18 protein-coding genes are annotated in these 22,562 nt (G+C 71.7%); 6 read left to right on the top strand and 12 right to left on the bottom strand.

The features are described 5' to 3' along the window. The first annotated feature begins 92 nt into the window (after nt 1-92). A complete protein-coding gene (locus ABT171_RS18230) occupies nt 93-1,310 on the top strand; it encodes an MFS transporter (RefSeq protein WP_351244855.1) in 1,218 nt (405 codons plus the stop codon). 305 nt (nt 1,311-1,615) lie between these two features. Here ABT171_RS18230 and ABT171_RS18225 read toward each other — a convergent pair whose 3' ends face one another. The 3 genes from ABT171_RS18225 to ABT171_RS18215 form a co-directional block, all read right to left on the bottom strand. Next, entirely contained in the window at nt 1,616-3,568 is a 1,953-nt protein-coding gene (locus ABT171_RS18225) for a S53 family peptidase (protein ID WP_351244853.1), read from the bottom strand. 291 nt (nt 3,569-3,859) lie between these two features. Continuing rightward, on the bottom strand, nt 3,860-4,507 hold the full coding sequence (locus ABT171_RS18220) for a DUF305 domain-containing protein (RefSeq protein WP_351244851.1): 648 nt from the start codon (nt 4,505-4,507) through the stop codon (nt 3,860-3,862). Beyond that, complete coding sequence (locus ABT171_RS18215) at nt 4,507-5,229, bottom strand: thioredoxin-like domain-containing protein (protein ID WP_351244849.1); 723 nt, start codon at nt 5,227-5,229, stop codon at nt 4,507-4,509. Before ABT171_RS18215 ends, ABT171_RS18220 begins: the two co-directional genes overlap by 1 nt. 152 nt (nt 5,230-5,381) lie before the next feature. Here ABT171_RS18215 and ABT171_RS18210 point away from each other — a divergent pair, with 152 nt between their 5' ends. Next, entirely contained in the window at nt 5,382-5,825 is a 444-nt protein-coding gene (locus tag ABT171_RS18210) for an Rrf2 family transcriptional regulator (RefSeq protein WP_351244847.1), read from the top strand. A gap of 150 nt (nt 5,826-5,975) precedes the next feature. Then, complete coding sequence (locus ABT171_RS18205; RefSeq protein WP_351244845.1) at nt 5,976-7,022, top strand: FAD-dependent monooxygenase; 1,047 nt, start codon at nt 5,976-5,978, stop codon at nt 7,020-7,022. 10 nt (nt 7,023-7,032) lie between these two features. Here ABT171_RS18205 and ABT171_RS18200 read toward each other — a convergent pair whose 3' ends face one another. Continuing rightward, nucleotides 7,033-8,220, bottom strand: coding sequence for a globin domain-containing protein (locus tag ABT171_RS18200; protein WP_351244843.1), 1,188 nt, complete (start codon nt 8,218-8,220; stop codon nt 7,033-7,035). A gap of 308 nt (nt 8,221-8,528) precedes the next feature. On the opposite strand from ABT171_RS18200, the gene glnA2 reads away from it, so the two are divergent. After that, complete coding sequence (gene glnA2, locus ABT171_RS18195; RefSeq protein WP_351244841.1) at nt 8,529-9,890, top strand: gamma-glutamylpolyamine synthetase GlnA2; 1,362 nt, start codon at nt 8,529-8,531, stop codon at nt 9,888-9,890. Between the two features lie 116 nt (nt 9,891-10,006). Here the strand turns inward: glnA2 and ABT171_RS18190 are convergent, their stop codons facing one another. From ABT171_RS18190 to ABT171_RS18175, 4 genes are all read right to left on the bottom strand, one after another. Continuing rightward, nucleotides 10,007-10,276 (bottom strand): hypothetical protein, encoded by a 270-nt coding sequence (locus tag ABT171_RS18190; protein ID WP_351244839.1) that lies wholly within the window; start codon nt 10,274-10,276, stop codon nt 10,007-10,009. Between the two features lie 137 nt (nt 10,277-10,413). Next, nucleotides 10,414-11,433, bottom strand: a complete 1,020-nt coding sequence (locus ABT171_RS18185) for a TolB family protein (protein ID WP_351244837.1) — start codon at nt 11,431-11,433, stop codon at nt 10,414-10,416. Next, nucleotides 11,430-12,689, bottom strand: coding sequence for an MFS transporter (locus tag ABT171_RS18180; protein ID WP_351244835.1), 1,260 nt, complete (start codon nt 12,687-12,689; stop codon nt 11,430-11,432). Before ABT171_RS18180 ends, ABT171_RS18185 begins: the two co-directional genes overlap by 4 nt. A gap of 1 nt (nt 12,690) precedes the next feature. Next, on the bottom strand, nt 12,691-13,578 hold the full coding sequence (locus ABT171_RS18175) for an alkaline phosphatase family protein (protein ID WP_351244833.1): 888 nt from the start codon (nt 13,576-13,578) through the stop codon (nt 12,691-12,693). Between the two features lie 129 nt (nt 13,579-13,707). On the opposite strand from ABT171_RS18175, the gene ABT171_RS18170 reads away from it, so the two are divergent. Both ABT171_RS18170 and ABT171_RS18165 read left to right on the top strand, forming a co-directional pair. Then, nucleotides 13,708-14,637: a DUF72 domain-containing protein gene (locus tag ABT171_RS18170; RefSeq protein ID WP_351244831.1), complete on the top strand. Its 930-nt coding sequence runs from the start codon at nt 13,708-13,710 to the stop codon at nt 14,635-14,637. Between the two features lie 299 nt (nt 14,638-14,936). Continuing rightward, nucleotides 14,937-17,930: a bifunctional [glutamine synthetase] adenylyltransferase/[glutamine synthetase]-adenylyl-L-tyrosine phosphorylase gene (locus tag ABT171_RS18165; RefSeq protein WP_351244829.1), complete on the top strand. Its 2,994-nt coding sequence runs from the start codon at nt 14,937-14,939 to the stop codon at nt 17,928-17,930. On the opposite strand, the gene ABT171_RS18160 is transcribed toward ABT171_RS18165, so the two are convergent. The 4 genes from ABT171_RS18160 to ABT171_RS18145 all read right to left on the bottom strand — a co-directional run bounded on the left by ABT171_RS18160 (nt 17,918) and on the right by ABT171_RS18145 (nt 22,554). Continuing rightward, complete coding sequence (locus ABT171_RS18160; protein WP_351244827.1) at nt 17,918-18,790, bottom strand: phosphatase PAP2 family protein; 873 nt, start codon at nt 18,788-18,790, stop codon at nt 17,918-17,920. The genes ABT171_RS18165 and ABT171_RS18160 overlap by 13 nt on opposite strands. 68 nt (nt 18,791-18,858) lie before the next feature. After that, the gene (locus ABT171_RS18155) at nt 18,859-19,893 is read right to left on the bottom strand and encodes a LacI family DNA-binding transcriptional regulator (RefSeq protein ID WP_351244825.1); all 1,035 of its coding nucleotides are present in this window, start codon (nt 19,891-19,893) and stop codon (nt 18,859-18,861) included. 25 nt (nt 19,894-19,918) lie between these two features. After that, complete coding sequence (locus tag ABT171_RS18150) at nt 19,919-21,583, bottom strand: glycoside hydrolase family 13 protein (protein WP_351244823.1); 1,665 nt, start codon at nt 21,581-21,583, stop codon at nt 19,919-19,921. Between the two features lie 62 nt (nt 21,584-21,645). Next, nucleotides 21,646-22,554 carry a sugar ABC transporter permease gene (locus tag ABT171_RS18145; RefSeq protein WP_351244821.1) on the bottom strand — a complete coding sequence of 303 codons (909 nt, stop codon included), beginning with the start codon at nt 22,552-22,554 and terminating at the stop codon, nt 21,646-21,648. Nucleotides 22,555-22,562: the final 8 nt, after the last annotated feature.

Here is a 22,562-nt window from a genome sequence, read left to right as displayed (position 1 = left end):
GGGCCAGGGCCACTTTGTTTCGTAGCTGAACATAGGCTGTTCGGAACTCCGCTCCCCTTCGTGACCCTTACGTGGAAAGGCACAGGCCCTTCATGCCCCTGGCCCTGCTCGCCCTGGCCGTCGGCGCTTTCGGAATAGGCACCACCGAGTTCGTGATGATGGGGCTGCTCCCCGACGTCGCGGACGACCTGCACATCTCGATCCCCACCGCCGGACACCTGGTCTCGGCGTACGCGCTGGGCGTGGTGATCGGCGCCCCGCTGCTCGCCGCGCTCACAGCCCGCATGTCCCGCCGCACGGTCCTGATCGCCCTGATGGCGCTGTTCGTGGCGGGCAACGCCCTGTCCGCCCTCGCCCCCGGCAACGGCTCCCTGCTCGCCGCCCGCTTCCTCAGCGGCCTGCCGCACGGCGCCTTCTTCGGCGTCGGCGCGGTCGTGGCGACGTCGATGGTCCCGCCGGAGCGCAGGGCCCGCTCGGTCTCCCTGATGTTTCTCGGCCTGACCGTCGCCAACGTCGCCGGGGTGCCGGTGGCGACGCTGGTCGGCCAGCACCTGGGCTGGCGTGCGACGTTCCTGGGCGTCAGCGTGATCGGCCTGGCGGCGATCGCGTCACTGACCCTGCTGATCCCGCACGACAGGACGCACGGGGCCGCGTCGGCGGGCCTGCGCGGCGAACTGGCGGCCCTGCGCTCCCTCCCGGTCTGGCTGGCCCTCGGTACGACGGTGGCGGGCTTCGGCGCGCTCTTCGCGGCCTACAGCTACGTCACCCCGATGCTGACGGACACGGCGGGCTACGCCGATACGAACGTCACCCTGCTGCTGGCCCTCTTCGGCGTGGGCGCGACGGCGGGCAACCTGCTGGGCGGCCGCCTCGCCGACCACTCCCTGCGGGGCACGCTCTTCGGCGGCCTGGCGTCTCTGGGCGCGGTCCTGCTGCTCTTCCCGCTGCTGATGCGCGCGGAGTGGAGCGCGGCGCTGGCGGTGACGCTGCTGGGCACGGCGGCGTTCATCACGGGTTCGCCCCTCCAGCTGATGGTGATGGAGAAGGCGGCTGCGGCCCCGTCCCTGGCCTCCTCCGCCAACCAGGCGGCGTTCAACCTGGCCAACGCCGGCGGCGCCTGGATCGGCGGCCTCGCCCTCGCGGCGGGCTTCGGTACGACGTCCCCCGCGCTGGCGGGCGCGATGCTGGCGGTACTGGGCCTGGGCGTGGCGAGCGTGGCGTGGGCGGTGGACCGACGCCGGGGGACTCCGTCGGTGGGACGGGTGGTCTCGGGCCACGTACCGGAGGGGTCGGGCGCGTTGCACCACTGAGCACTCCGCCCACCCCTCACCCGCCGGACGGGGTGGCGGTGGCGTCGAGCGGTCACTGATCTGCGATCTGCGCGTGAGTGCTGGAGTGGCGGTATGCCCGCAGGCTCGGTGGCCTGTGATGGTTGGGCGGGATCACGCCCGCTGGCCCGTGCGCCGGGATTGCGCTGAGGCGATCGGCGATGCGGGTACGGTCACGCAGAGGCCGACGTCGAAGCCGGTCGAAGTCGTACTCGCCGAGCTGGTGAAGCAACGCAACGGGGCCCGGGGTCTCCACGACCCCGGGCCCCCTCGCGCTCAGCGGAGCGTCAGTGCTTCTTGGCGCTCTTCGCGTACGACGCGACGTACCCGTCCGCCGGCGAGCCGACGCCCGTCACGTCGTCGTAGCCCTTCACCGCGGACAGGGAGCTGTCCTTGCCGAGGGTGCGGGCCGAGTAGAGCAGGCCGCCCTTGGCGTCCAGGCCGTTGACGAAGTCCACGCGGGCGACCGCCAGGCCGGAGCCCGTGGGGTTGTCCGTGACGTCGTGGAAGACGCCCTTCTTGCCGTACTTGCCGTAGATCGTCGGGTTGGCGAAGCCGATCGCCTTGCCGCCGCGTGCCTCCTGGGCCAGGGCCTGGACCGCCGCGATCACCGGAGCGGCGAGCGAGGTGCCGCCGATGCGGTACTCGCTGTACTGCTGCGAGCCGTCCGGGAAGGTCTGGGTCTGGCCGACCAGGAAGCCGGTGTTCGGGTCGGCGATGGCCGCGATGTCCGGGACGACGCGGTTGCCGTCGGCGCTGTTGGCCTTGGCGAGCGAGTCCGGGACGACACCCTTCTGGTAGTACGGCTGGGCGACCGTCCTGCTGGTGCCGCCGCCCGCGCCCGAGGTGAAGGCGCCGGGGAAGTTGGTCCAGCTCTTGCCGTCGGGCGACAGGGTCGCCTTCTCGGTGCCCCAGCCGGTCTCCCACTGGTACGTGTCACCCTTGCCGACGGCCAGGGAGGTACCGCCGACCGCCGTCACCCACGCCGAGTTGGCCGGGGTGTCGACCTGCTTCGTACCGGACTTGGCGACCTGGTCGCCGTCGTCACCGGAGGAGAAGTAGAAGCCGATGCCCTGCACCGCGCCCAGCTGGAAGACCTGGTCGTAGGCGGCGGCGAGGTCCGGGGTCTGGTTGGCCTCGATGTCGCCCCAGGAGTTGGAGACGATGTCCGCCAGGTGGTTGTCGACGACCTTGCTGAGCGAGTCGAGCAGGTCGGCGTCGTAGCAGGAGGCCGCGCCGACGTAGGTGACGTCGGCGGCCGGGGCGACCGCGTGCACCGCTTCGACGTCGAGGGTCTCCTCGCCGTACCAGCCGGCGGCGCCGCACTCCTTGGTCTTGGTGTAGTTCGCCGGCAGCACCTGGTGCAGCTGGCCGGTCTTCCAGGCCGCGTCACCGTTCTTCAGCGCGTACTTGCCGGCGTCGTAGGCGATGGTCGGCGAGGCGTAGGCGTCCGTGATGGCGATGCGGACGTTCTTGCCGGTGTAGGAGCCGGCGCCGTAGACGGAGCGCAGCTGCTTGCCGGTGTAGCCCTTGACCGCGTACGGGATCTTGCCGCCGTACGCGTCCGGGAGCGTGGTCGCGGTGTTCGAGCCGTAGTAGGTCGAGAACGGGCCCGCGTTCTTGAACACGGCGCTCGGCTGCGGCAGCTGGTCGTCGTGGTCGGACTTGTGCGGGGCGTTGTCCAGACCGGTGACGGTCAGGACGGCGCCCTTCAGGCTGTCCGGCACGGAGGCCGTCTGCGCGGGGGCGCGGTAGGTCGCCGAGCCCTTGGCGTAGTTGTGCAGCTGGGTGCCGAACGCCTTCTCGGCGGCGGCCACGTCACCGGAGACGGCGACGTAGTGCTGGGTGACCTCGGTGACCTTCAGACCGGCCGACGTCAGCCAGGACTTGACGGCGGCCACCTGGGCCTTGGTGGCCCCGAAGGAGGCCTGCGCCTTCTTGGCGCTCAGGTACTTGCCGTAGAGCGGCGAGCTGGGGTCGGACACGGCCTTGGCGTAGGCGGCGAGGCCCGCCGCGTCCTTGCCGGCCAGGTAGACCCGGGCGTTCACCTTGGCGCTGTCCGGGGTCGCGCCCTTGTCCGCCTTGGCCGTGGCCCAGAGCGGCTTGGTGCCCTTCAGTGCGTCACGAGCGGGGCTGTCCGCGGCGTGCGCCGCGGGTATGCCCAGCGCCAGCGCGCCGGCGACCATGGGCAGTGTCGCTGCCATGCTCACGGCGCGCAGCTTGGCGCGGTTGGATCTCATAGAACCCCCTGCGATGCGGTTCGCATGCATGTAGTGGTCGGTACGTCACGCGTCCGCGCGCCGGCCCGCGGCGGTTCGGCCGGTCGAATGGATCACATGATGGGGGTTCACTCTGTCGATGAACCGTTCATGCCAGGGGAACGTAAAGGTCAAGAGAAGCTCAAGTGCCCGTCAGGTGGGGCGAATTGTGCCTTTCGTTCCTCACGGTTGGGTAACGGAACGGCCCGGCGGCTGTTCACATGCCGCCGTTCACATACCGCTGTCCGCACATCGCTGTCCGCGCACCGCTCCTCACGAACGCGGCGCCGCGCCCCGCTCCTTGAGCATCCCGGCCATCACCTGAAGCTCCGACTGCTGCGCGTCGACCATGCCCTGCGCGAGCCGCTTCTCCACCCCGACGGCGCACTTGGCCACGCACCCCTCGGCCATGTGGATCCCGCCCTTGTGGTGGTCCGTCATCAGCTGCAGGTAGAGGATCTCGGCCTGCTTGCCGCTCAGCGACCGGAGCTTCCTCAGCTCCGTGTTCGTCGCCATGCCCGGCATCAGCGAGCCGTCCCCGCGCTCGGGCATGCCGCCCATGCCCATCCACGACATGGGCGGCTTCGCCGACACCTTCGGCAGCCCCCACAGGTCCAGCCAGCCGAGCAACATGCCGCGCTGGTTGGCCTGCGTCTGCGCGATGTCGTAGGCGAGCCTGCGCACGTCCGCGTTCTTCGTGCGGTCCCGGACGATGTACGACATCTCGACGGCCTGCTGGTGGTGGACCGCCATGTCCCGCGCGAACCCGGCGTCCGCCGACTCCGGGCCCGGAGCCGGCGCGCCCGCAGTCGTCGGGCCCGGGCCGCCGGTGTCCTCGGCGGACGCGTAGGTGATCGCGCCCGCCGTGACGAGCACCGCCGCCGCGGCCCCGGCGAGCCAGCCGGCGTGCCGGCGCGCCACTACATCGCCCCCTGGGTGCAGGGGGCGCCGGGCTCCGGGGTCTGCGGGCCCTGGACGTAGGCGGCGAAGAACTTGTTCACCTCGGGGTCGTCCGCGCTCTTGACGGCCACCTGGCGGCCCCAGGCGGACAGGATCAGCGGCGCCGCCTGGTTCTCGTACGGGCTCATCAGCGAGTACGACGTCTTCTTCACCTTCTCCGCCAGCGTGTCGACGTCGGCCTTCTTCGCCTTGCTGGTGTACGTCACCCAGACCGCGCCGTGCTCCAGCGAGTGCACGGCGTTCTCGTCCCGCAGCGGCTGGGTGTAGACGGTGCCGTCGCAGGTCGCCCATATCTGGTTGTGGTTGCCGCCGACCGGGGGGTGCATCGGGTACGACACCTCGGACGGGACGTGCGTCCGCGCCAGCTGCCCCGACCAGGTCCGCACGCCGTCCTTGCCGGTGGTCCAGTGCCCGGAGTCCCCGGAGTTCCCGGAGCTCTTGGAGTTCCCGGAGCTCTTGGTGTTCGCGGAGGCCCCGGAGCTCTTGGAGTCGCTCGCGCTGTTCTTCCCGTCGTCGGACTGGGAATTCAGCAGGACCACACCGCCGACCGCGAGGCCGGCGACGACCACCACGCTCGCGGCGATGGTGAGCGCGCGGTTGCGGCGTTCGCGCGCACGCTCGGTACGGCGCATCTCCTCTATGCGCGCCTTGCGCGCCGCGCTGCTGTTCTTGGCGGAACCCATGAGTGTCCTTCTGGGGGAAAGGGCCGGCAACGGGAAGGGTGGGGCCCGCTGATCGTAATGGGGAAGGAGTGGGCTTCCGTAGGCCCGGACCGGCAAAGTGAGGGACGGCGGGATAATTTGAACCGCGGATGCGTATTACCTACGCTCGTGGTATGCGGCTCCTGCGCTCCACCGACCTGGCCCTGCGCGTCCTGATGCGACTGGCCGTCGCCGCCGACGCCACGCCCACCACCCGCCAGGTCGCGGCGGACATGGACGTGCCCTACACGCACGCCGCCAAGGTCGTCGCCGAACTCCAGCACCTGGGCCTCGTCGACGCCCGGCGCGGCCGGGGCGGCGGTCTCACGCTCACCGGGAAGGGCCGTACGGCCTCGGTCGGCGCGGTGGTGCGCACCTTCGAGGGCGACGGCGACGTGGTCGACTGCGAGGGACCGACGCCCTGCCCCCTGAACTCCGGCTGCCTCCTGCGCGGCGCGCTGCACCGGGCGCAGGAGGCCTTCTTCGCCGCGCTGGACCCCGTCACGGTGGCGGACATCGTCTCCGGGCCGACCGGGCCCCTGCTGCTCGGGATCTCCCGGGGGCCGGAGCGCGACTGACGCGTCGGACGCCGGTGGCCTGCGGGTTCGTCGCGTCGTGGCCGGTCGCGCTGCGGCGAGGCGGGCATCCCCTGGCCGGAAACGGTGTTGATCACCGGGGGGACTTGCTGAAGGCTGGGGCCGACCAGAGAACGACGACGGGGGTACGTCATGAAGGTCCTCATCTCCGGCGCGAGCGTGGCCGGTCCCGCGCTCGCCTTCCTCCTGCACCGCGACGGCCACGAGGTGACCGTGGTCGAGCGCGCCCCGGCACTGCGGGACAGCGGCTACGCCGTCGACTTCCGGGGCGCGGCCTTCGAGGCGCTGGCGGACCTGGGGATCCTTGAGGAGGTGCGCGGGCACGCCACCGGGATGCGCGGCACCGATCTGCTGGACGCCGGCGGCAACCGCGTGGGCGAACTGCCCGCCGAGCACTTCGCCGGTGAACTGGAGGTGCCCAAGCGGGACCTGACACGCATCCTGCACGCGCACACGGCGCAGAAGGTGCGCTATGTCTTCGACGACTCGGTCAACGCGATCGAGCAGGACGCCGACGGGGTCCGGGTCGGCTTCGAACGCGCCGCCCCGGACACCTACGACCTGGTCGTCGGCGCCGACGGCATCTACTCGGTGGTGCGACGCCTGGTCTTCGGCCCGCACAGCGAGGCCATCCGGCACCTCGGCCTGTCGGGCGTGGGCTTCACCGCCCCGAACCGGCTGGGCCTGGACCACCGGGGCGCGCTGTGGCAGAGCTCCGGCCGGGCGGTCTACGCGTTCAGCGCGGCCGACCCGGAGCGGATGTCCGTCAGCCTCTCCTTCGCCAGCGACTCGCCGAAGCTGGACCTGCTGGACCGGGCGGAGCAGGAGCGGATCACCGGAGAGCGGATGGCCGGTGCCGGCTGGATCGTGCCCCGCCTGCTGGACGACATGTCCGCCGCCACCGACCTCTACGTCTCCTCGGCCTGTCAGGTCCACCTCGACCGCTGGTCCGAGGGCCGGGTGGTGCTGCTGGGCGACGCCGGCTACTGCGCCGCCCCCACCTCGGGCATGGGCACCTCCCAGGCCCTGATCGGCGCCCGCACCCTGGCCCGGCACCTCGCCGGGTCCGGCGGCGACCACACCAAGGCCTTCGCCGCCTACGAGCAGGAGCTGCGCCCGTACGTGGCGGAGAACCAGGAGACCGGCCGGGAGGGCGCCCGCAGCTTCGGCGCCCACTGACCGGAGGGGCTCAGCCCCTGGCCAGCCACAGGTCCGGGCCGAACACCTCGTAGTGGATGCCGGCCGGGGCCACGCCCTGCTCGATCAGCTGGGCGCGGACCGCGCGCATGAAGGGCAGCGGCCCGCACAGGTACGCGCGCGTGCCGGGCCGTACGGCGATGCCGGTCAGGTCGACCAGGCCGGTGCGGGTGCCCGGCCCGGCGTCGTGCTCGTAGAAGAAGTGCACGGACGCCTCCGGGAGCTTCCCGGCGCAGGTCTCGTGGTCGGCGCGCAGGGCGTGGTCGGCGGGGGAGCGGTCGCCGTGGACGACGGTGACGGGGCCCTGGTGGCCGGTGGCCGCGAGGTCGGCCAGCATGGCGACCATGGGGGTCACGCCGATGCCGGCGGAGGCGAGCAGCAGCGGGGTTTCGGCGTCGGTGTCCAGGACGAGGTCGCCGTACGGCTCGGACAGGTGCAGGACGTCGCCGGCCCGCACGCGTGCGTGGAGGTGGTTCGACACCTCGCCGTCGGGGGTGGTGCCGTCGCCGGTCACGCGCTTGACGCTGAACTGGCGCGCGCTCTCGCCGGGCGCCCCGGACAGGCTGTACTGCCGTACCTGGCGGGCGCCGTCGGGCAGTTCGGCCTGGACGGAGACGTACTGACCGGCGCGGAAGCCGCGCACCGGGCCGCCGTCGGCGGGGCGCAGCCGGAAGGTGACCACGTCCGCCGTCTCCTCGACGCGCTCCACGACCTCCCACGGCCGCCGGGCCCGGCTGCCGCTCTCCTCGTACAGCCGCTTCTCGATGGCGGCGAGCGCGTTCGCCATCAGCCAGTAGACCTCGGTCCAGGCGGCGGCGACCTCGGGGGTGACGGCCTCGCCGAGGACCTCGGCGATGGCGGCGAAGAGGTGCTCGTGCACGACGTCGTACTGCTCGGGCGTGACGCCCAGCGAGGCGTGCTTGTGGGCGATCCGGCCGAGCATCGCGTCGGGCCGGGTGTCCGGGTGCTCCAGCAGGTGCGTGGCGAAGGCGGCGATGGAGCCGGCGAGGGCCTGCTTCTGGGCGCCGGAGGCCTGGTTTCCGCGGTTGAAAAGATCCCGCAGCAGTTCGGGGCGGGCGGCGAAGAGGCGGGCGTAGAAGCGCTCGGTGATCTCGCCGATGGCCGCGCCGACGGCGGGGAGGGTGGCGCGGACGGTGGCCGCGGACTGCTCGGACAGCATCGGGGCTCCTCAGGGCTCGACTGATCGGAACGCTATGAAAACTTGCATCCGAGATGCAAATTAAACGGGCGTGGTGTCGCTCACGCCGCGAAGCGGACCGGCCATTACGGATGTCGGTGCGAGCAGGCAAGATGGGCGGGAGAGAGCAGTACACCTGCCGTACGAGAGGCGTTCGGACCGAGGACGCTCCGGCGATCAAGGTCCGCAACGCGCACGAAATGGTGTTGTGGTGGGATGCTCAGGTGCCCGACCGCCTCCCGAGGGATGGGGGACAGGCGGCCTGACCAGCAAGGATGGGGTAGCGGAAGATGGACAAGCAGCAGGAGTTCGTGCTCCGGACACTGGAGGAGCGCGACATCCGGTTCGTACGCCTGTGGTTCACGGACGTGCTGGGCTTCCTCAAGTCCGTCGCCGTGGCCCCCGCCGAGCTGGAGCAGGCCTTCGACGAGGGCATCGGCTTCGACGGCTCGGCCATCGAGGGCTTCGCGCGGGTCTACGAGTCCGACATGATCGCCAAGCCGGACCCGTCCACCTTCCAGGTCCTGCCGTGGCGCGCGGAGACCCCCGGCACCGCCCGCATGTTCTGCGACATCCTCATGCCGGACGGCTCCCCGTCCTTCGCCGACCCGCGCTACGTCCTCAAGCGCGCCCTGGCCCGCACCTCCGACCTGGGTTTCACCTTCTACACCCACCCGGAGATCGAGTTCTTCCTCCTGAAGGACCGCCCGCTGGACGGCTCCCGCCCCACCCCGGCCGACAACTCGGGCTACTTCGACCACACGCCGACCAACGTCGGCATGGACTTCCGCCGCCAGGCGATCACCATGCTGGAGTCGATGGGCATCTCGGTGGAGTTCTCCCACCACGAGGGCGCCCCCGGCCAGCAGGAGATCGACCTGCGCTACGCCGACGCCCTCTCCACGGCCGACAACATCATGACGTTCCGCCTGGTCATGAAGCAGGTGGCGCTGGAGCAGGGGGTCCAGGCGACCTTCATGCCGAAGCCCTTCTCCGAGCACCCCGGCTCCGGCATGCACACCCACCTCTCCCTCTTCGAGGGCGACCGCAACGCGTTCTACGAGTCGGGCGCCGAGTACCAGCTCTCCAAGGTCGGCCGCTCCTTCATCGCGGGCCTGCTGCGGCACGCGGCGGAGATCTCCGCGGTCACCAACCAGTGGGTGAACTCCTACAAGCGCATCTGGGGCGGCTCCGAGCGCACGGCGGGCGCCGGCGGCGAGGCCCCTTCCTACATCTGCTGGGGCCACAACAACCGCAGCGCCCTGGTCCGCGTCCCGATGTACAAGCCCGGCAAGACCGGCTCCGCGCGCGTGGAGGTCCGCTCCATCGACTCCGGCGCCAACCCCTACCTCGCCTACGCCGTCCTGCTGGCCGCCGGCCTGAAGGGCATCGAGGAGGGCTACGAGCTGCCGCCGGGCGCCGAGGACGACGTCTGGGCCCTGTCCAACGCCGAGCGCCGCGCGATGGGCATCGAGCCCCTTCCGCAGAACCTCGGCGAGGCCCTGACCCTCATGGAGAGCAGCGACCTGGTCGCCGAGACCCTCGGCGAGCACGTCTTCGACTTCTTCCTGCGCAACAAGCGCCAGGAGTGGGAGGAGTACCGCAGCGAGGTCACGGCCTTCGAGCTGCGGAAGAACCTGCCGGTGCTGTAGTCGCGGCAGGTGTGCGGCCCGGAACGGTTGCGGGCGGTGGTACCGGAGTGCGCCACAGCGCTCTCGGTGCCACCGCCCAGCCACTTCCCACCGTTCAGGGGTGCTGAACCGGCCTCTTACCAGGCCTTGTTGTCGCAGCCCATGGTCGAGCCGATGTGGGTCGCCTGCGCGCCCGGGTCGCCTTCGCCGTTGAGCGCGTTGCCCAGGACGCCGTTGAGGATTCCGACCTCGCCGAGGACGTCGACGTTCAGGTCGTGCGACCGGCAGTTCGAGCTCTGCATGACGCTGTTGCCGCCTTCGCCCCCGGCGTGCGCGGTGCCGGCGGCCAGGAACCCGACGCTGCCGAGAGCCGCGACCATGACGGCAGCCTTGTGAAGCTTGTTCATGTGATCTCCATAGAGTGAGTTGTGGATGCGACCTGTCACGGATCTTCCACCTACAGCAACGGAGATTAGGGTGTAAATCCGCCAAAATGGACATCGACACGCCGATTTCATGATCAAGTGGACCGGGGGTCGGGCCCTTACGGCACGTACACCGGCGACACCGCGGCCGTGGCGATCCGCCGCGCCCGCCCCGACCCGTCCGCCGGAACCTGGTACAGATCGGCGCCGTAGTCACCCGGCAGGGCGTAGACCAGCGTGCGGGTGTCCCGCCAGACCGCCTGGTCGTCCACGCTCCTCCGCTCGGCCAGCGGGGTCTCGCGCATCGTGCGCAGGTCGAGCACGTAGAGACGCCAAGGGGCGTCCTTGGGCAGGCCGTTGACCCGCTTCTTGTAGGCGATCCGGGTGCCGTCGGGCGACAGGGACGGGCACTCGACGTTCGCGTGCAGGGTCGTGACGGTACGGGTCCGCAGGTCGCCGCGGACCAGATACGTGTGCCCCTTCGTCGCCAGCGTCGCGTAGAACGTGCGGTCGTCCGCCGCGAAGGTCACCCCCCAGAAGTTGACGTCCGGCGCCCGGTACGGATGCCCGTCCCCGACGACCCGGAAGTCCTCCAGGGACGGGATCAGTTCCCCGCTCCTCGTGTCCACGATCGCCGCACGCGTGGAGAAGTTGGTCCCGGCGTACGAGTCACCGCCCACGAAGGCCGTCCAGGCCGCGAAGTGACCGGTGGGGGAGACCCGGGCCCGGGACGGGATGCCCGGAACGTCGTACCGGCGCACCGTCCGCAACCGGGCGTCCAGGATGAGCGCGCGATACGTGTCCGAGACCGGCCCGTGCACCGCCTGCAGGCACACACCCGTGCCCGAAGCGGCGTGGAAACGCAGGCACTTGAGCCCGGACGCGGTCCGCGCCCCCGACGGATCGCCGGCCGGAACACCGACGAGCTCGTCCCGGTGCGGCCCCCACGCCAGGTTCCGGAACACCATCCGCCCGTGCCCGCTCAGCGTCAGCGTCCCCGCCGTGACCCGCGGACCGCCCGTCTGCTCCTGGTCGCGGCGGTCGGCCCGGGCCGACGCGTGCAGCACGGACGCCAGCCCCACCGCCCCGAGCACGGCGACGGCGGCGACCAGGATCAGGACGCGGCTGCGTACGGTCATCCGGGCACCGTCCCCTTCGGACGCAGGACCAGGGAGAACACGGCGCACGCGGCCAGCACCAGCGTCGCGCCCGCCAGCGCCGTCCGGTCGCCCCACACCGTCCAGGCCGCGCCGAACAACAGGCCGCAGGCGAACCGGGCCAGCGCCTGCCCGGTCTGCACCAGGGCCAGCCCGGACGAGCGCAGCGCCTGAGGCACTCCGTCCGAGGCCGCCGCCATCAGCACCCCGTCGGTGGCCGCGTAGAAGGCGCCGTGCAGCGCCAGGACGACGTACGGCAGGGCCGGGCCGTGCCATGCCGTGAGCAGCGACGCGTACGCGACCAGCAGGGCAGCGTGCCCGGCGACGAAGACCGCCCACCGGCCCACCCGGTCCGCGAGCCGCCCGAGCGGCACCGCCAGCAGCAGGAACGAGGCGGCGGTACCGAGCGGCAGCAGCGCGAACCACCGGTCCGGTACGCCCAGCCGCCGCTGGAGCAGCAGATACACGAACGAGTCGCTCACCGTGGCCAGACCCAGCAGCAGCGCGCACAGCGCGACCCGCCGCAGCCCGCGGTGCCGCAACAGCCCCACCGCACCGCGCAGGGTGGGCCGCTCCTCCGCGACCGCGCCACCACGCGCGCCCGGCACGAACAGCACCAGCACCAGGACACCGAGTACCGCGACACAGAAGCTGACGGTGAACACCGCGTCGTAACCGTCAACGGTCGCCCGCAGGATCAGGAAGGCCACCAGCGGCCCGAGCAGGGCACCCGCCGTGTCCATGGCCCGGTGCACACCGAAGGCCCGCCCACGGGTCTCCGCCGTGCTGGACAGCGAGATGAGGGCGTCCCGGGGCGCCGTCCGCAGCCCCTTCCCCGTGCGGTCGGCGGCGAGGACCAGCCCGATCGGGGTCAACGAATGAGCAAGCAGCAGCAGCGGTTTGCACACGGCCGACACCGCGTAGCCGAACCCGGCGACCCACTTGTGCCGCCCGCCGCCCCGGTCCGCGAGATGCCCGCCCGCGAGCCGTACGACCGCCGAGAACCCGTTGTACACCCCGTCCAGCAGCCCGAAGCCCAGCGGGGACAGGCCGAGTCCGGTGACCAGGTACAACGGCAGAACGGCGGTGACCATCTCGGACGACACATCGGTCACCAGGCTGACCGTGCCGAGCGCGAGCACGGTCGGGGCGACCGCGGCACGGCGCCGCCCGGCCAGGGGCCGGACGGCACCGTCCGCGGACGGCGGCGAACTCGCGCGGCTGTCCGCTACGTACACGTCAGGACGCCCAGATGCCGGTGATGTCCTTGGCGGAGGCCGCGTTGCCCGCGTGCGAGGTCAGCCCCTGGCTGTCCTCCAGGGTGCGCAGCAGGTCGTAGTGGTTGTAGGTGGTGGAGCTGGACGACCCGGCCGTCACCGGCTGACCGTAGAGCACCGTCGGAATACGGTTCCCACTGAGCCGATTGTCCTCGTCGAACGTGACGACGAGCAGGCTGTTGTGGGTCTTGGCCCAGGTCGCGTAGGCGCCCAGGTTGTTCTTCAGCCAGGTGTCACCGGTGGACACCGAGCAGTCGTGCATGTCGCTGCACAGGTTGGGGACCACGTACGACATCTGGGGCAGCGTCGAGTAGTCCGTCGGGAACTGGTCGAACGTCATGGCGCTGTCCGTCGGCACGTTGCTGAACCCGAACCACGGGTTGTGCTTCTGGGCGTAGTCGCCGCTGCCGCAGGTGGTGTCGCCCTGGCTGGGCAGATCCTCGTTGTAGCTGGCCCAGGTGCGGCCGGCGTCGATCACCTCGGACGCCAGGTTGGGCGCCGAGGAGAAACCGGGCGTGACACAACTGTCGTCCGTGATGCCCTGGGTGTCGCCGGAGAACATCGCGTAGTAGTTCGGCTGGCTCGGGTGGGTCTCGGCGTACGACTGTGTCAGGCTGGCGCCTCCCGACTTCAGCGAGTTGATGTACGGGGCGCGGGAGGAGCCGATGACCTGGCTGTACGCGTGGTTCTCGAAGACCACGACGATCACGTGGTCCGGACTCGGCACGGCGCCCGCGGCGTGCGCGGACTCTTCGCCGAGCCCGGTCCACAGCCCGGCCGCGGCCGCGGCGAACGCCGCCGCGGACGCCACGACGGTACGGGCACGGCGGTACACGGAACTGCCGGACACATCAACCTCCGGGTTGTGGGGGACGGGGCTGGCGGTGCGGACAGAGCATGCACACGTCAACCTTCCCGCGCCCCACATCAGCCAACCTCGCGGGTGAAGACCGGATGAACGAGGGGTACTCCCGCCCCCATGGCGCGGATTCTCGTGGGCACTTGCGGCTGGACGGACCGAGCCCTGGTGGCGAGCGGCTGGTACCCGCCCGGCCACCGGGACGCCGAGGGCCGCCTACGGCACTACGCGAGCCGCTTCCCCGTGGTGGAGGCCGACTCCCCGTACTACGCCCTCCCGAACGAACGGACCTGCCAGCAGTGGGCGGACCGCACCCCACCCGGCTTCCGGTTCGACGTCAAGGCCTTCTCCCTCCTCACCGGCCACCCCACCCGCCCCTCCGCCCTCCCGCCGGACCTCCGCGCACACCCCCGGGACGACGCCCTCCGCCAGGAGATCTGGACCCGCTACGCCCAGGCGCTCACCCCCCTGCGCACCTCCGGTCACCTCGGCACCCTGCTCTTCCAGTACCCGCCCGCCCTCACCCCCGGCCCCGCCGCCGAGGCCTTCATCCGCACGGCCCGGGACCGCGCCCGCGGCTGGCCGTTCGCCGTGGAGTTCCGCAACCCCGCCTGGTGGCACCCCGACCGGGCCCACCGCACCAGCGCTTTCCTCACCGACCTCGACGCCACCGCCGTAGCGGTCGACACCGCGCAGGGCTTAGCGACCTCGATGCCGCCCACCACCCCCCTCACCACGGCCCGCCTCTCGGTGATCCGCTTCCACGGCCGCAGCCGCCACTGGGGCTCGGGCACCAAGGAGGACCGCTTCCGCCACGCCTACACCACCGCGGAGCTGCTCGAATGGCTCCCACGCATCCGAGCCCTCACGTCCGCCGCCGAGGAGATCCACCTCCTCTTCAACAACTGCTGCGCCGACGCGGCGGTGAAGGCGGCGCAGACGATGCGGGACCTCCTGTCCGCGACGGTCCCACAGCCGCGCACGGCGAAAGGCGGACGTGACGGGTGGTGTCCGCCCGCAGCGGCCGACGAGAACTCGCCGAGCCTCTGAGAAACAGCCCGCCGGACCGAGGACGGACACCACCCGCCGCGGCACCGACCCGCAACCGGCCACAGGCGGAACACCAGCCACGACGACGCCCCACAGGCCGCAGCCGGCACCGGACACGCGCCCGGCATCGGACCCACACCCGGCGTCGGACCCGCCCCCGACACTCACCCGTACCGGCCCCCACGCCCCACGCCCATCCACCCCACCCTCAGCCACCTCACCCCGCTCCCAGCCACCCCACCCCGCCCCTCCGGTTAGGCTCTGGCCAGGAGACCCGTACCCGAGGGGAGGTCACGGAGATGACGCCGGGCCGCAGAAGCAGTACCTTCACCCGCCTGCTCCGGCACGGCTTCACCGACCCCTCCGCCGCGGAGCGCCTCCTCGACGGCCCGGAACTCGCCCCCGTCCGCAACGACCCCGTCCTCCTGGAAGCCCTCGGCGCCACCGCCGACCCCGACCTCGCCCTGCACGGCCTCGTCCGCCTCCTGGAGGCCCAGGACGGCCAGACGGCCCACCGGGAACTGCTCGACACCCTCATCGCCGCCAAGCCGCTGCGCGACCGACTGCTCGGCGTCCTCGGCGCCTCCGCCGCCCTCGCCGACCACCTGGCCCGCCACCCGGGCGACTGGCGCGCCCTGGTCACCTACGAGCCGCAGGACCTGCACCCCGGCGTCGAGGAGTTCGAGCGCGGCCTGGCCGAGGCCACCGACCCCGTCTCCCTCCGCGTCGCCTATCGCCGCTGTCTGCTGTCCATCGCGGCCCGCGACGTCTGCGGCACCACGGACGTCGCCGAGACGGCCGCCGAACTCGCCGACCTCGCCACTGCCACCCTCCGCGCGGCCCTGGCCCTGGCGCGGGCGAACGCCCCAGAGGACGCCGCCGCCTGCCGCCTCGCGGTGATCGCGATGGGCAAGTGCGGCGGCCACGAACTGAACTACGTCTCGGACGTGGACGTCATCTTCGTGGCGGAGGCGGCCGACGGCACCACGGAGGCCCACGCCCTGAAATCCGCCACCCGCCTCGCCTCGCACCTCATGCGGATCTGCTCCGAGACCACGGTCGAGGGCTCCATCTGGCCGGTGGACGCCAACCTCCGCCCCGAGGGCCGCAACGGCCCCCTCGTCCGCACCCTCTCCTCCCACCTCGCCTACTACCAACGGTGGGCCAAGACCTGGGAGTTCCAGGCCCTGCTCAAGGCCCGCCCGGTGGCGGGCGACGCGGAACTGGGCCGGGCCTACGTCGACGCGCTCGAACCGATGGTCTGGAAGGCCGCCGAGCGCGAGAACTTCGTACCGGACGTCCAGCAGATGCGCCGCCGCGTCATCGCGAACATCCCCGCGGCCGAGATCGAGAGAGAACTCAAACTCGGGCCGGGCGGCCTGCGCGACGTCGAATTCGCCGTACAGCTCCTCCAGTTGGTGCACGGACGCACCGATCAGACCCTCCGCAGCGGCACCACCCTGGACGCCCTCCAGGCCCTGGCCGCCGGAGGCTACGTCGGCCGCGAGGACGCCGCCCGCCTGGACGAGGCGTACCGCTTCCTGCGCTCGATGGAGCACCGCATCCAGCTCTACCGCCTGCGCCGCACCCACCTCGTACCCACGGCGGAACCGGACCTGCGCCGCCTCGGCCGCTCCCTCGGCCTGCGCACCGACCCGGTGGCCGACCTGAACCGCGAGTGGAAGCGGCACACCGGCGTCGTACGACGGCTGCACGAGAAGCTCTTCTACCGCCCGCTGCTCGACGCGGTTGCCCAACTCGCCCCCGGCGAGGCCCGCCTGAGCCCCGAGGCGGCCCGCGAGCGCCTCGTCGCCCTCGGCTACGCCGACCCCGCCGCCGCCCTGCGCCACCTGGAGGCCCTCGCCTCCGGCGTGACCCGCAAGGCGGCCATCCAGCGCACCCTGCTGCCCGTCCTCCTCGGCTGGTTCGCCGACTCCGCCGACCCGGACGCGGGCCTGCTGAACTTCCGCAAGGTCTCCGACGCGCTCGGCAAGACGCCCTGGTACCTGCGCCTGCTGCGCGACGAGGGCGCGGCGGCCGAGAACCTGGCCCGTGTGCTGTCGGCCGGCCGCCTCGCCCCGGACCTGCTGATGCGCGCCCCCGAGGCGGTGGCGCTGCTCGGCGACGGTGACGGCGGCGGCCTCGAACCCCGCGGGCGCGCCCACCTGGAGCAGGAGATCCTGGCCGCCGTGGGCCGCGCGGAGAACGCCGAGCAGGGCGTCACGGCGGCCCGCGGCGTCCGCCGCCGCGAGCTGTTCCGTACGGCCGCCGCCGACATCGTCGGCTCCTACGGCACCGAGACCAGCCCCGCCGAGGCCGACCAGGGCGCCCTGGTGGACCGGGTCGGCGCCGCGGTCTCCGACATCACCGCCGCGACCCTCGCCGGCACCCTGCGCGCGGTGGTCCGCGACGGCTGGGGCGACACGCTGCCCACCCGCTTCGCGATCATAGGGATGGGCCGTTTCGGCGGTCACGAGCTGGGATACGGCTCCGACGCGGACGTCGTCTTCGTGCACGAGCCGCAGGACGGCGTCGACGAGCACGAGGCGGCCGCGGCGGCGAACAAGGTCGTCGCCGAGATGCGCCGGCTGCTGCAGCTGCCCAGCGCCGACCCGCCGCTGCTCATCGACGCCGGCCTGCGCCCGGAGGGCAAGTCGGGCCCGCTGGTGCGCACCCTGAAGTCGTACGAGGCGTACTACCGCCGCTGGTCCCTGGTCTGGGAGTCCCAGGCGCTGCTGCGGGCCGAGCCGGTCGCCGGCGACGAGGAGCTGGGCCGCCGCTTCACCGAGCTGATCGACCCCCTGCGCTACCCGCGGCAGGGACTCGGCGAGGAGGCGGTCCGCGAGATCCGCCGGCTGAAGGCGCGCATGGAGTCCGAGCGGCTCCCGCGCGGCGCCGATCCCAAGCTGCACACCAAGCTCGGTCCCGGCGGTCTGTCGGACGTCGAGTGGACGGTGCAGCTGTTCCAGCTGCGGCACGGCTACCACGTTCCCGACCTGCGCACCACCCGCACCCGCCAGGCCCTGTCCGCCCTGCGCGCGGCCGGGCTGCTCAGCTCCGAGGACACGGAGACCCTGGACGAGGCCTGGGTGCTGGCCACCCGGGTGCGCAACGCGGTCATGCTGGTCCGCGGCCGGGCCGGGGACACCTTCCCCACCGAGCCCCGCGAGCTGGCCGCCGTGGGCCGCTACCTGGGCTACGGCGCCGGGCACGCCGGGGACATGCTGGACGCGTACCGCCGTACCACCCGCAGGGCGCGCACGGTGGTGGAGGAGCTGTTCTACGCGGACTGAGCGGACGGAGCCGGTTCCGCCACGCGGGCCGGCGCCATCCTCGGCAGCGCGTACGGCACGGCGCCGTACCACGACCGCGCCACCGTGAAACCGAAGGCGAGGCACAGCACGCCGCCCACCGCGTCCAGCCAGAAGTGGTTGGCCGTGGCAACGATCACGAGGAGGGTCGTCGCCGGATACAGCAGGCCCAGCACCCGCATCCACGGCACGGACGCCAGCGCGAAGATCGTCAGCCCGCACCACAGCGACCAGCCGATGTGCATCGACGGCATCGCGGCGTACTGGTTCGACATGTGCTTCAGATCGCCGGAAGCCATCGAGCCCCAGGTGTGGTGGACCATGACCGTGTCCACGAAGTACCCGCCGCGCATCAACCGGGGCGGCGCGAGCGGACACAGATAGTAACCGACGAGGGCCACACCGGTGGTCGCGAACAGCGCCAGCCGCGCCGCCGCGTAGCGCCCCGGATGCCACCGGTACAGCCACACCAGCACACCGATCGTGACGACGAAGTGCAGGGTGGCGTAGTAGTAGTTCATGCCGATGATCAGCCAAGTCGCCGAGTCGGCGGCGTGGTTGACGGACCGCTCGACGGCGATGCCCAGGACGTGCTCGGCGCGCCAGATCCAGTCGGCGTTGCGCAGCGCCTCGCCCTTCTGCTCCGGGACGGCGTTGCGGATCAGTGAGTACGTCCAGTAACTCACCGCGATCAGAAGGATCTCGAACCAGAGCCGGGGCCGCCGCGGACGCCGCAGCCGGCCCACGAGACCCCGTGCGAGCCGTCCGTCCTCGCCCGTGACGGCCTGCGGAACGGCCAGCTCCTCGCGACCTTCCGGCTGCGTCACGGTCGAGTCACTCATAGCCATCAAGTCTGCCAGAAAGGGCTTCCTCGACCGATCATCCCAAGGCCGGGCTCGCGGCGCACCTTCTACGAGGTGCGGGCGGCATGCGGTGCCGATGCGGTCGAACCGCGCACCACCAACTCCGGCATGAACACGAACTCGCTGTGCGGTGCCGGCGTCCCGCCGATTTCCTCCAGCAGGGTGCGCACCGCGGCCTGCCCCATCGCCGGAACCGGCTTGCGGACCGTGGTCAGCGGCGGATCGGTGAAGGCGATCAGCGGGGAGTCGTCGAAGCCCACCACCGACACGTCCCTGGGCACCTCCAGACCGCGCTGCCGGGCCGCCCGTATGGCACCGAGGGCCATCATGTCGCTGGCGCACACCACGGCCGTGCAGCCCCGCCCGATCAGCGCCGTGGCCGCGGCCTGACCGCCCTCCAGGGTGTACAGCGAGTGCTGGATCAGCTCGGTCTCGACCGTCTCGGCGGTGAGCCCCAGCTGGTCCTGCACCGCCCGCACGAAGCCCTCGATCTTGCGCTGCACCGGCACGAACCGCTTCGGCCCGAGGGCGAGCCCGATCCGGGTGTGCCCGAGCGACACCAGATGCGTCACCGCGAGCGTCATCGCGGCCCGGTCGTCGGGGGAGATGAACGGCGCCTGCACCTTCGGCGAGAAGCCGTCCACCAGCACGAACGGCACGCCCTGCGCCCGCAGCCGGTCATAGCGCTGCATGTCGGCGGTGGTGTCCGCGTGCAGCCCGGAGACATAGATGATCCCGGCGACCCCACGGTCCACGAGCATCTCGGTCAGCTCGTCCTCGGTCGACCCGCCCGGGGTCTGGGTGGCGAGCACCGGGGTGTAGCCCTGACGGGTCAGTGCCTGTCCGATGACCTGGGCGAGGGCCGGGAATATCGGGTTCTCCAGCTCCGGCGTGATCAGCCCGACCAGCCCCTCGCTGCGCTGCCGCAGCCGCACCGGGCGCTCGTAGCCCAGCACGTCCAGCGCGGCGAGCACGGACTGGCGGGTGGTGGCTGCGACGCCCGGCTTCCCGTTGAGGACCCGGCTGACGGTCGCTTCGCTCACCCCCGCCTGCGCAGCGATGTCGGCAAGCCGTGTGGTCACAGGATTGGACTGTACCGGTCGCATCTCAGACTGCCCACCAGATGGCGCAATCCGCCGGGAGCTCGGTGCGGGCCGGGCCCGGCTGGACATCGGCGCTGGCGAGCAGCAGGGTGCCGGGAGTGGTCACGGAAACCGGAGTGGCGGTGAGGTTGACCATGCAGACGAAAGAGCCGTCGGCGGTGTCGCGGCGGAAGGCCAGCACGCCGTCCGGGGCGTCCAGCCAGGTCACCTGGCGGCCGGCGCCGAGCGCCGGGTGCTCGCGGCGCACGGCCAGCGCGCTGCGGTAGAACTCCAGGGTCGAGGTGGGGTCGCCGTCCTGCGCCGCGACGGTCAGGTCCTTCCACGCCTCGGGCTGCGGCAGCCAGCTCGGGCCGCCCTCGACGGGACCGAAGCCGAACGGCGGCGCCTCGCCCGACCAGGGCAGCGGCACCCGGCAGCCGTCGCGCGTGCCGTCCTGGCCCGAGCTGCGGAAGAACGCCGGGTCCTGGCGCACCTCGTCGGGCAGGTCGACGACCTCGGGCAGGCCCAGCTCCTCGCCCTGGTAGAGGTACGCCGAGCCGGGCAGCGCCAGCATCAGCAGGGTCGCCGCCCGGGCCCGGCGCAGACCACGCGCCTCGTCCCCTTCCGCGAGGCGCGTGGAGTGCCGTACCACGTCGTGGTTGGAGAGCACCCAGGTCGCGGGTGCGTGCACCGCGTTCATGGCGCTGAGCGAGCGGTCGATGACGTCGCGCAGGTCCGCCGCGTTCCAGCCGGTGGTCAGATAGGAGAAGTTGAAGGCCTGGTGGAGCTCGTCGGGCCGGATGTACAGGGCGCTGCGCTCGACGGTCGGCGTCCACGCCTCGGCGACCGCGATCCGCTCGCCCTGGTACTCGTCGAGAATGCGGCGCCAGCCCCGGTAGATCTCGTGCACGCCGTCCTGGTCGAAGTACGGCACGGCCTCGGTGCCGAGCAGTTTGACCTGCTCGTCATGGCCGATGTCCGGCAGCCCGGCCGCCTTGACCAGGCCGTGCGCCACGTCGATGCGGAAGCCGTCGATGCCGAGGTCCAGCCAGAACCGCAGGATGGAGCGGAACTCGTCGTGCACGGCGGGGTGGTCCCAGTTGAAGTCGGGCTGCTGGGGGGCGAACAGGTGCAGGTACCACTCGCCGGGGGTGCCGTCCGGTTCGGTGACCCGGGTCCAGGCCGGACCGCCGAAGATGGACTCCCAGTCGTTCGGCGGCAGTTCGCCGTGCGCGCCCTTGCCCGGCCGGAAGTGGAACCGCTCCCTCAGTGGCGAGCCGGGGCCCTCGCGCAGCGCCTGCTTGAACCACTCGTGCTGGTCGGAGCAGTGGTTGGGCACCACATCGACGATCACCTTCAGACCCAGCGCATGGGCGTCGCGCACCAGGTCGTCGGCGTCGGTCAGGGTGCCGAACATCGGGTCGACGGCCCGGTAGTCGGCGACGTCGTAGCCCGCGTCGGCCTGCGGGGAGGCGTAGAACGGGGACAGCCACACGGCGTCCACACCCAGGCGCTTCAGGTACGGCAGCCGGGAGCGGATGCCGGGCAGGTCGCCCATCCCGTCGCCGTTGCCGTCGGCGAAGCTGCGCGGGTAGACCTGGTAGATGACCGCGTCGCGCCACCACTCCCGGCGCCCGGAGGCGGCGGAGGAGGCGTCGGTGGGGACTGCGTCGGTGACGTGCTGGGTCATGGATTCCCTTACGTGATGCGGGGGGAACGACGAAGAAGCGTGCGGGATGCCGGGCCGGGCGGTCAGGACTTGGTGCCGCCGGCGGTCAGTCCGGAGACCAGGCTGCGCTGCACGAGCATGAACACGAGGGCCGCCGGGATGGTGATGATGATCGCGGTGGCCGAGGTCCACGCCCAGTCGGGCCGCTGGTCCTGCGCGAAGGTGCGGATGCCGACGGCGAGCGTGTAGTGGTCGGACTGCATGAACTGGGTGGCGTAGGCGACCTCGCCCCAGGCGGTGAGGAAGCTGTAGAACGCGGTCACCGCGAGGCCCGGCTTGGCCAGCGGCACGATCAGCCGCCAGAAGGTGCCGAACGGGGTGAGGCCGTCCACCCGGCCCGCCTCGTCGATCTCCTTGGGGATGGTGTCGAAGTAGCCCTTCATCATCCAGGCGCAGAAGGGCACCGCCGTCGTCGCGTACGCCAGGATCAGACCGAGGTAGTTGTCGAGCAGGTCCAACTCGGACAGAAGCAGATACAGCGGCACGATCAGCACGATACTGGGGAACATCTGGGTGACCAGGAAGGTCCACATCAGCTGCCGGCTGCCCGGGAACCTCATCCGGGACACCGCGTACCCGGCGGTCGCCGCGAGGAAGACACCGAGGGCGGTGGTGCCGCCGGCCACGATGACGGTGTTCAGGAACCACTTCGGCAGGTCCGAATGGGCCAGTACGTCGCTGTAGTTGTGGAGGCTGAGGTTCTTGAGCACCTCGCTCGGCTGCTGCCAGGCGTTCTTCGGGCCGAGCGAGATGAACAGGATCCACACCACCGGGAAGGCCGCGATGACCGTGGCCAGGATGAGCGTGGCGTGCAGGGCGATCGACGCGGCGATGCCGCGCTCCTCACGGCCGCGCACCCTGCGGGAGGGCGCGGCCGGGGAACGGGTGGCGGCGGGAGCGGTCGCGGGGGTCTCGTGGGTCGCTGCGGTCATGGCGGTTG

This window comes from Streptomyces sp. NPDC001851 (assembly GCF_040297165.1).
In the GTDB taxonomy this organism is placed as follows: Bacteria; Actinomycetota; Actinomycetes; order Streptomycetales; family Streptomycetaceae; genus Streptomyces.
Note: the sequence above shows the minus strand (reverse complement) of the source record. Positions and strands in the feature narration are given on the sequence as shown.

Bases quoted from the DNA above. Each gene is read 5' to 3' on its own strand.
- ABT171_RS18230 (WP_351244855.1), top strand. From the start codon at position 93: ATGCCCCTGGCCCTGCTCGCCCTGGCCGTCGGCGCTTTCGGAATAGGC.
- ABT171_RS18225 (WP_351244853.1), bottom strand. From the start codon at position 3,568: ATGAGATCCAACCGCGCCAAGCTGCGCGCCGTGAGCATGGCAGCGACA.
- ABT171_RS18215 (WP_351244849.1), bottom strand. From the start codon at position 5,229: ATGGGTTCCGCCAAGAACAGCAGCGCGGCGCGCAAGGCGCGCATAGAG.
- ABT171_RS18210 (WP_351244847.1), top strand. From the start codon at position 5,382: ATGCGGCTCCTGCGCTCCACCGACCTGGCCCTGCGCGTCCTGATGCGA.
- ABT171_RS18205 (WP_351244845.1), top strand. From the start codon at position 5,976: ATGAAGGTCCTCATCTCCGGCGCGAGCGTGGCCGGTCCCGCGCTCGCC.
- ABT171_RS18200 (WP_351244843.1), bottom strand. From the start codon at position 8,220: ATGCTGTCCGAGCAGTCCGCGGCCACCGTCCGCGCCACCCTCCCCGCC.
- glnA2 (WP_351244841.1), top strand. From the start codon at position 8,529: ATGGACAAGCAGCAGGAGTTCGTGCTCCGGACACTGGAGGAGCGCGAC.
- ABT171_RS18190 (WP_351244839.1), bottom strand. From the start codon at position 10,276: ATGAACAAGCTTCACAAGGCTGCCGTCATGGTCGCGGCTCTCGGCAGC.
- ABT171_RS18185 (WP_351244837.1), bottom strand. From the start codon at position 11,433: ATGACCGTACGCAGCCGCGTCCTGATCCTGGTCGCCGCCGTCGCCGTG.
- ABT171_RS18170 (WP_351244831.1), top strand. From the start codon at position 13,708: ATGGCGCGGATTCTCGTGGGCACTTGCGGCTGGACGGACCGAGCCCTG.
- ABT171_RS18165 (WP_351244829.1), top strand. From the start codon at position 14,937: ATGACGCCGGGCCGCAGAAGCAGTACCTTCACCCGCCTGCTCCGGCAC.
- ABT171_RS18160 (WP_351244827.1), bottom strand. From the start codon at position 18,790: ATGAGTGACTCGACCGTGACGCAGCCGGAAGGTCGCGAGGAGCTGGCC.
- ABT171_RS18150 (WP_351244823.1), bottom strand. From the start codon at position 21,583: ATGACCCAGCACGTCACCGACGCAGTCCCCACCGACGCCTCCTCCGCC.
- ABT171_RS18145 (WP_351244821.1), bottom strand. From the start codon at position 22,554: ATGACCGCAGCGACCCACGAGACCCCCGCGACCGCTCCCGCCGCCACC.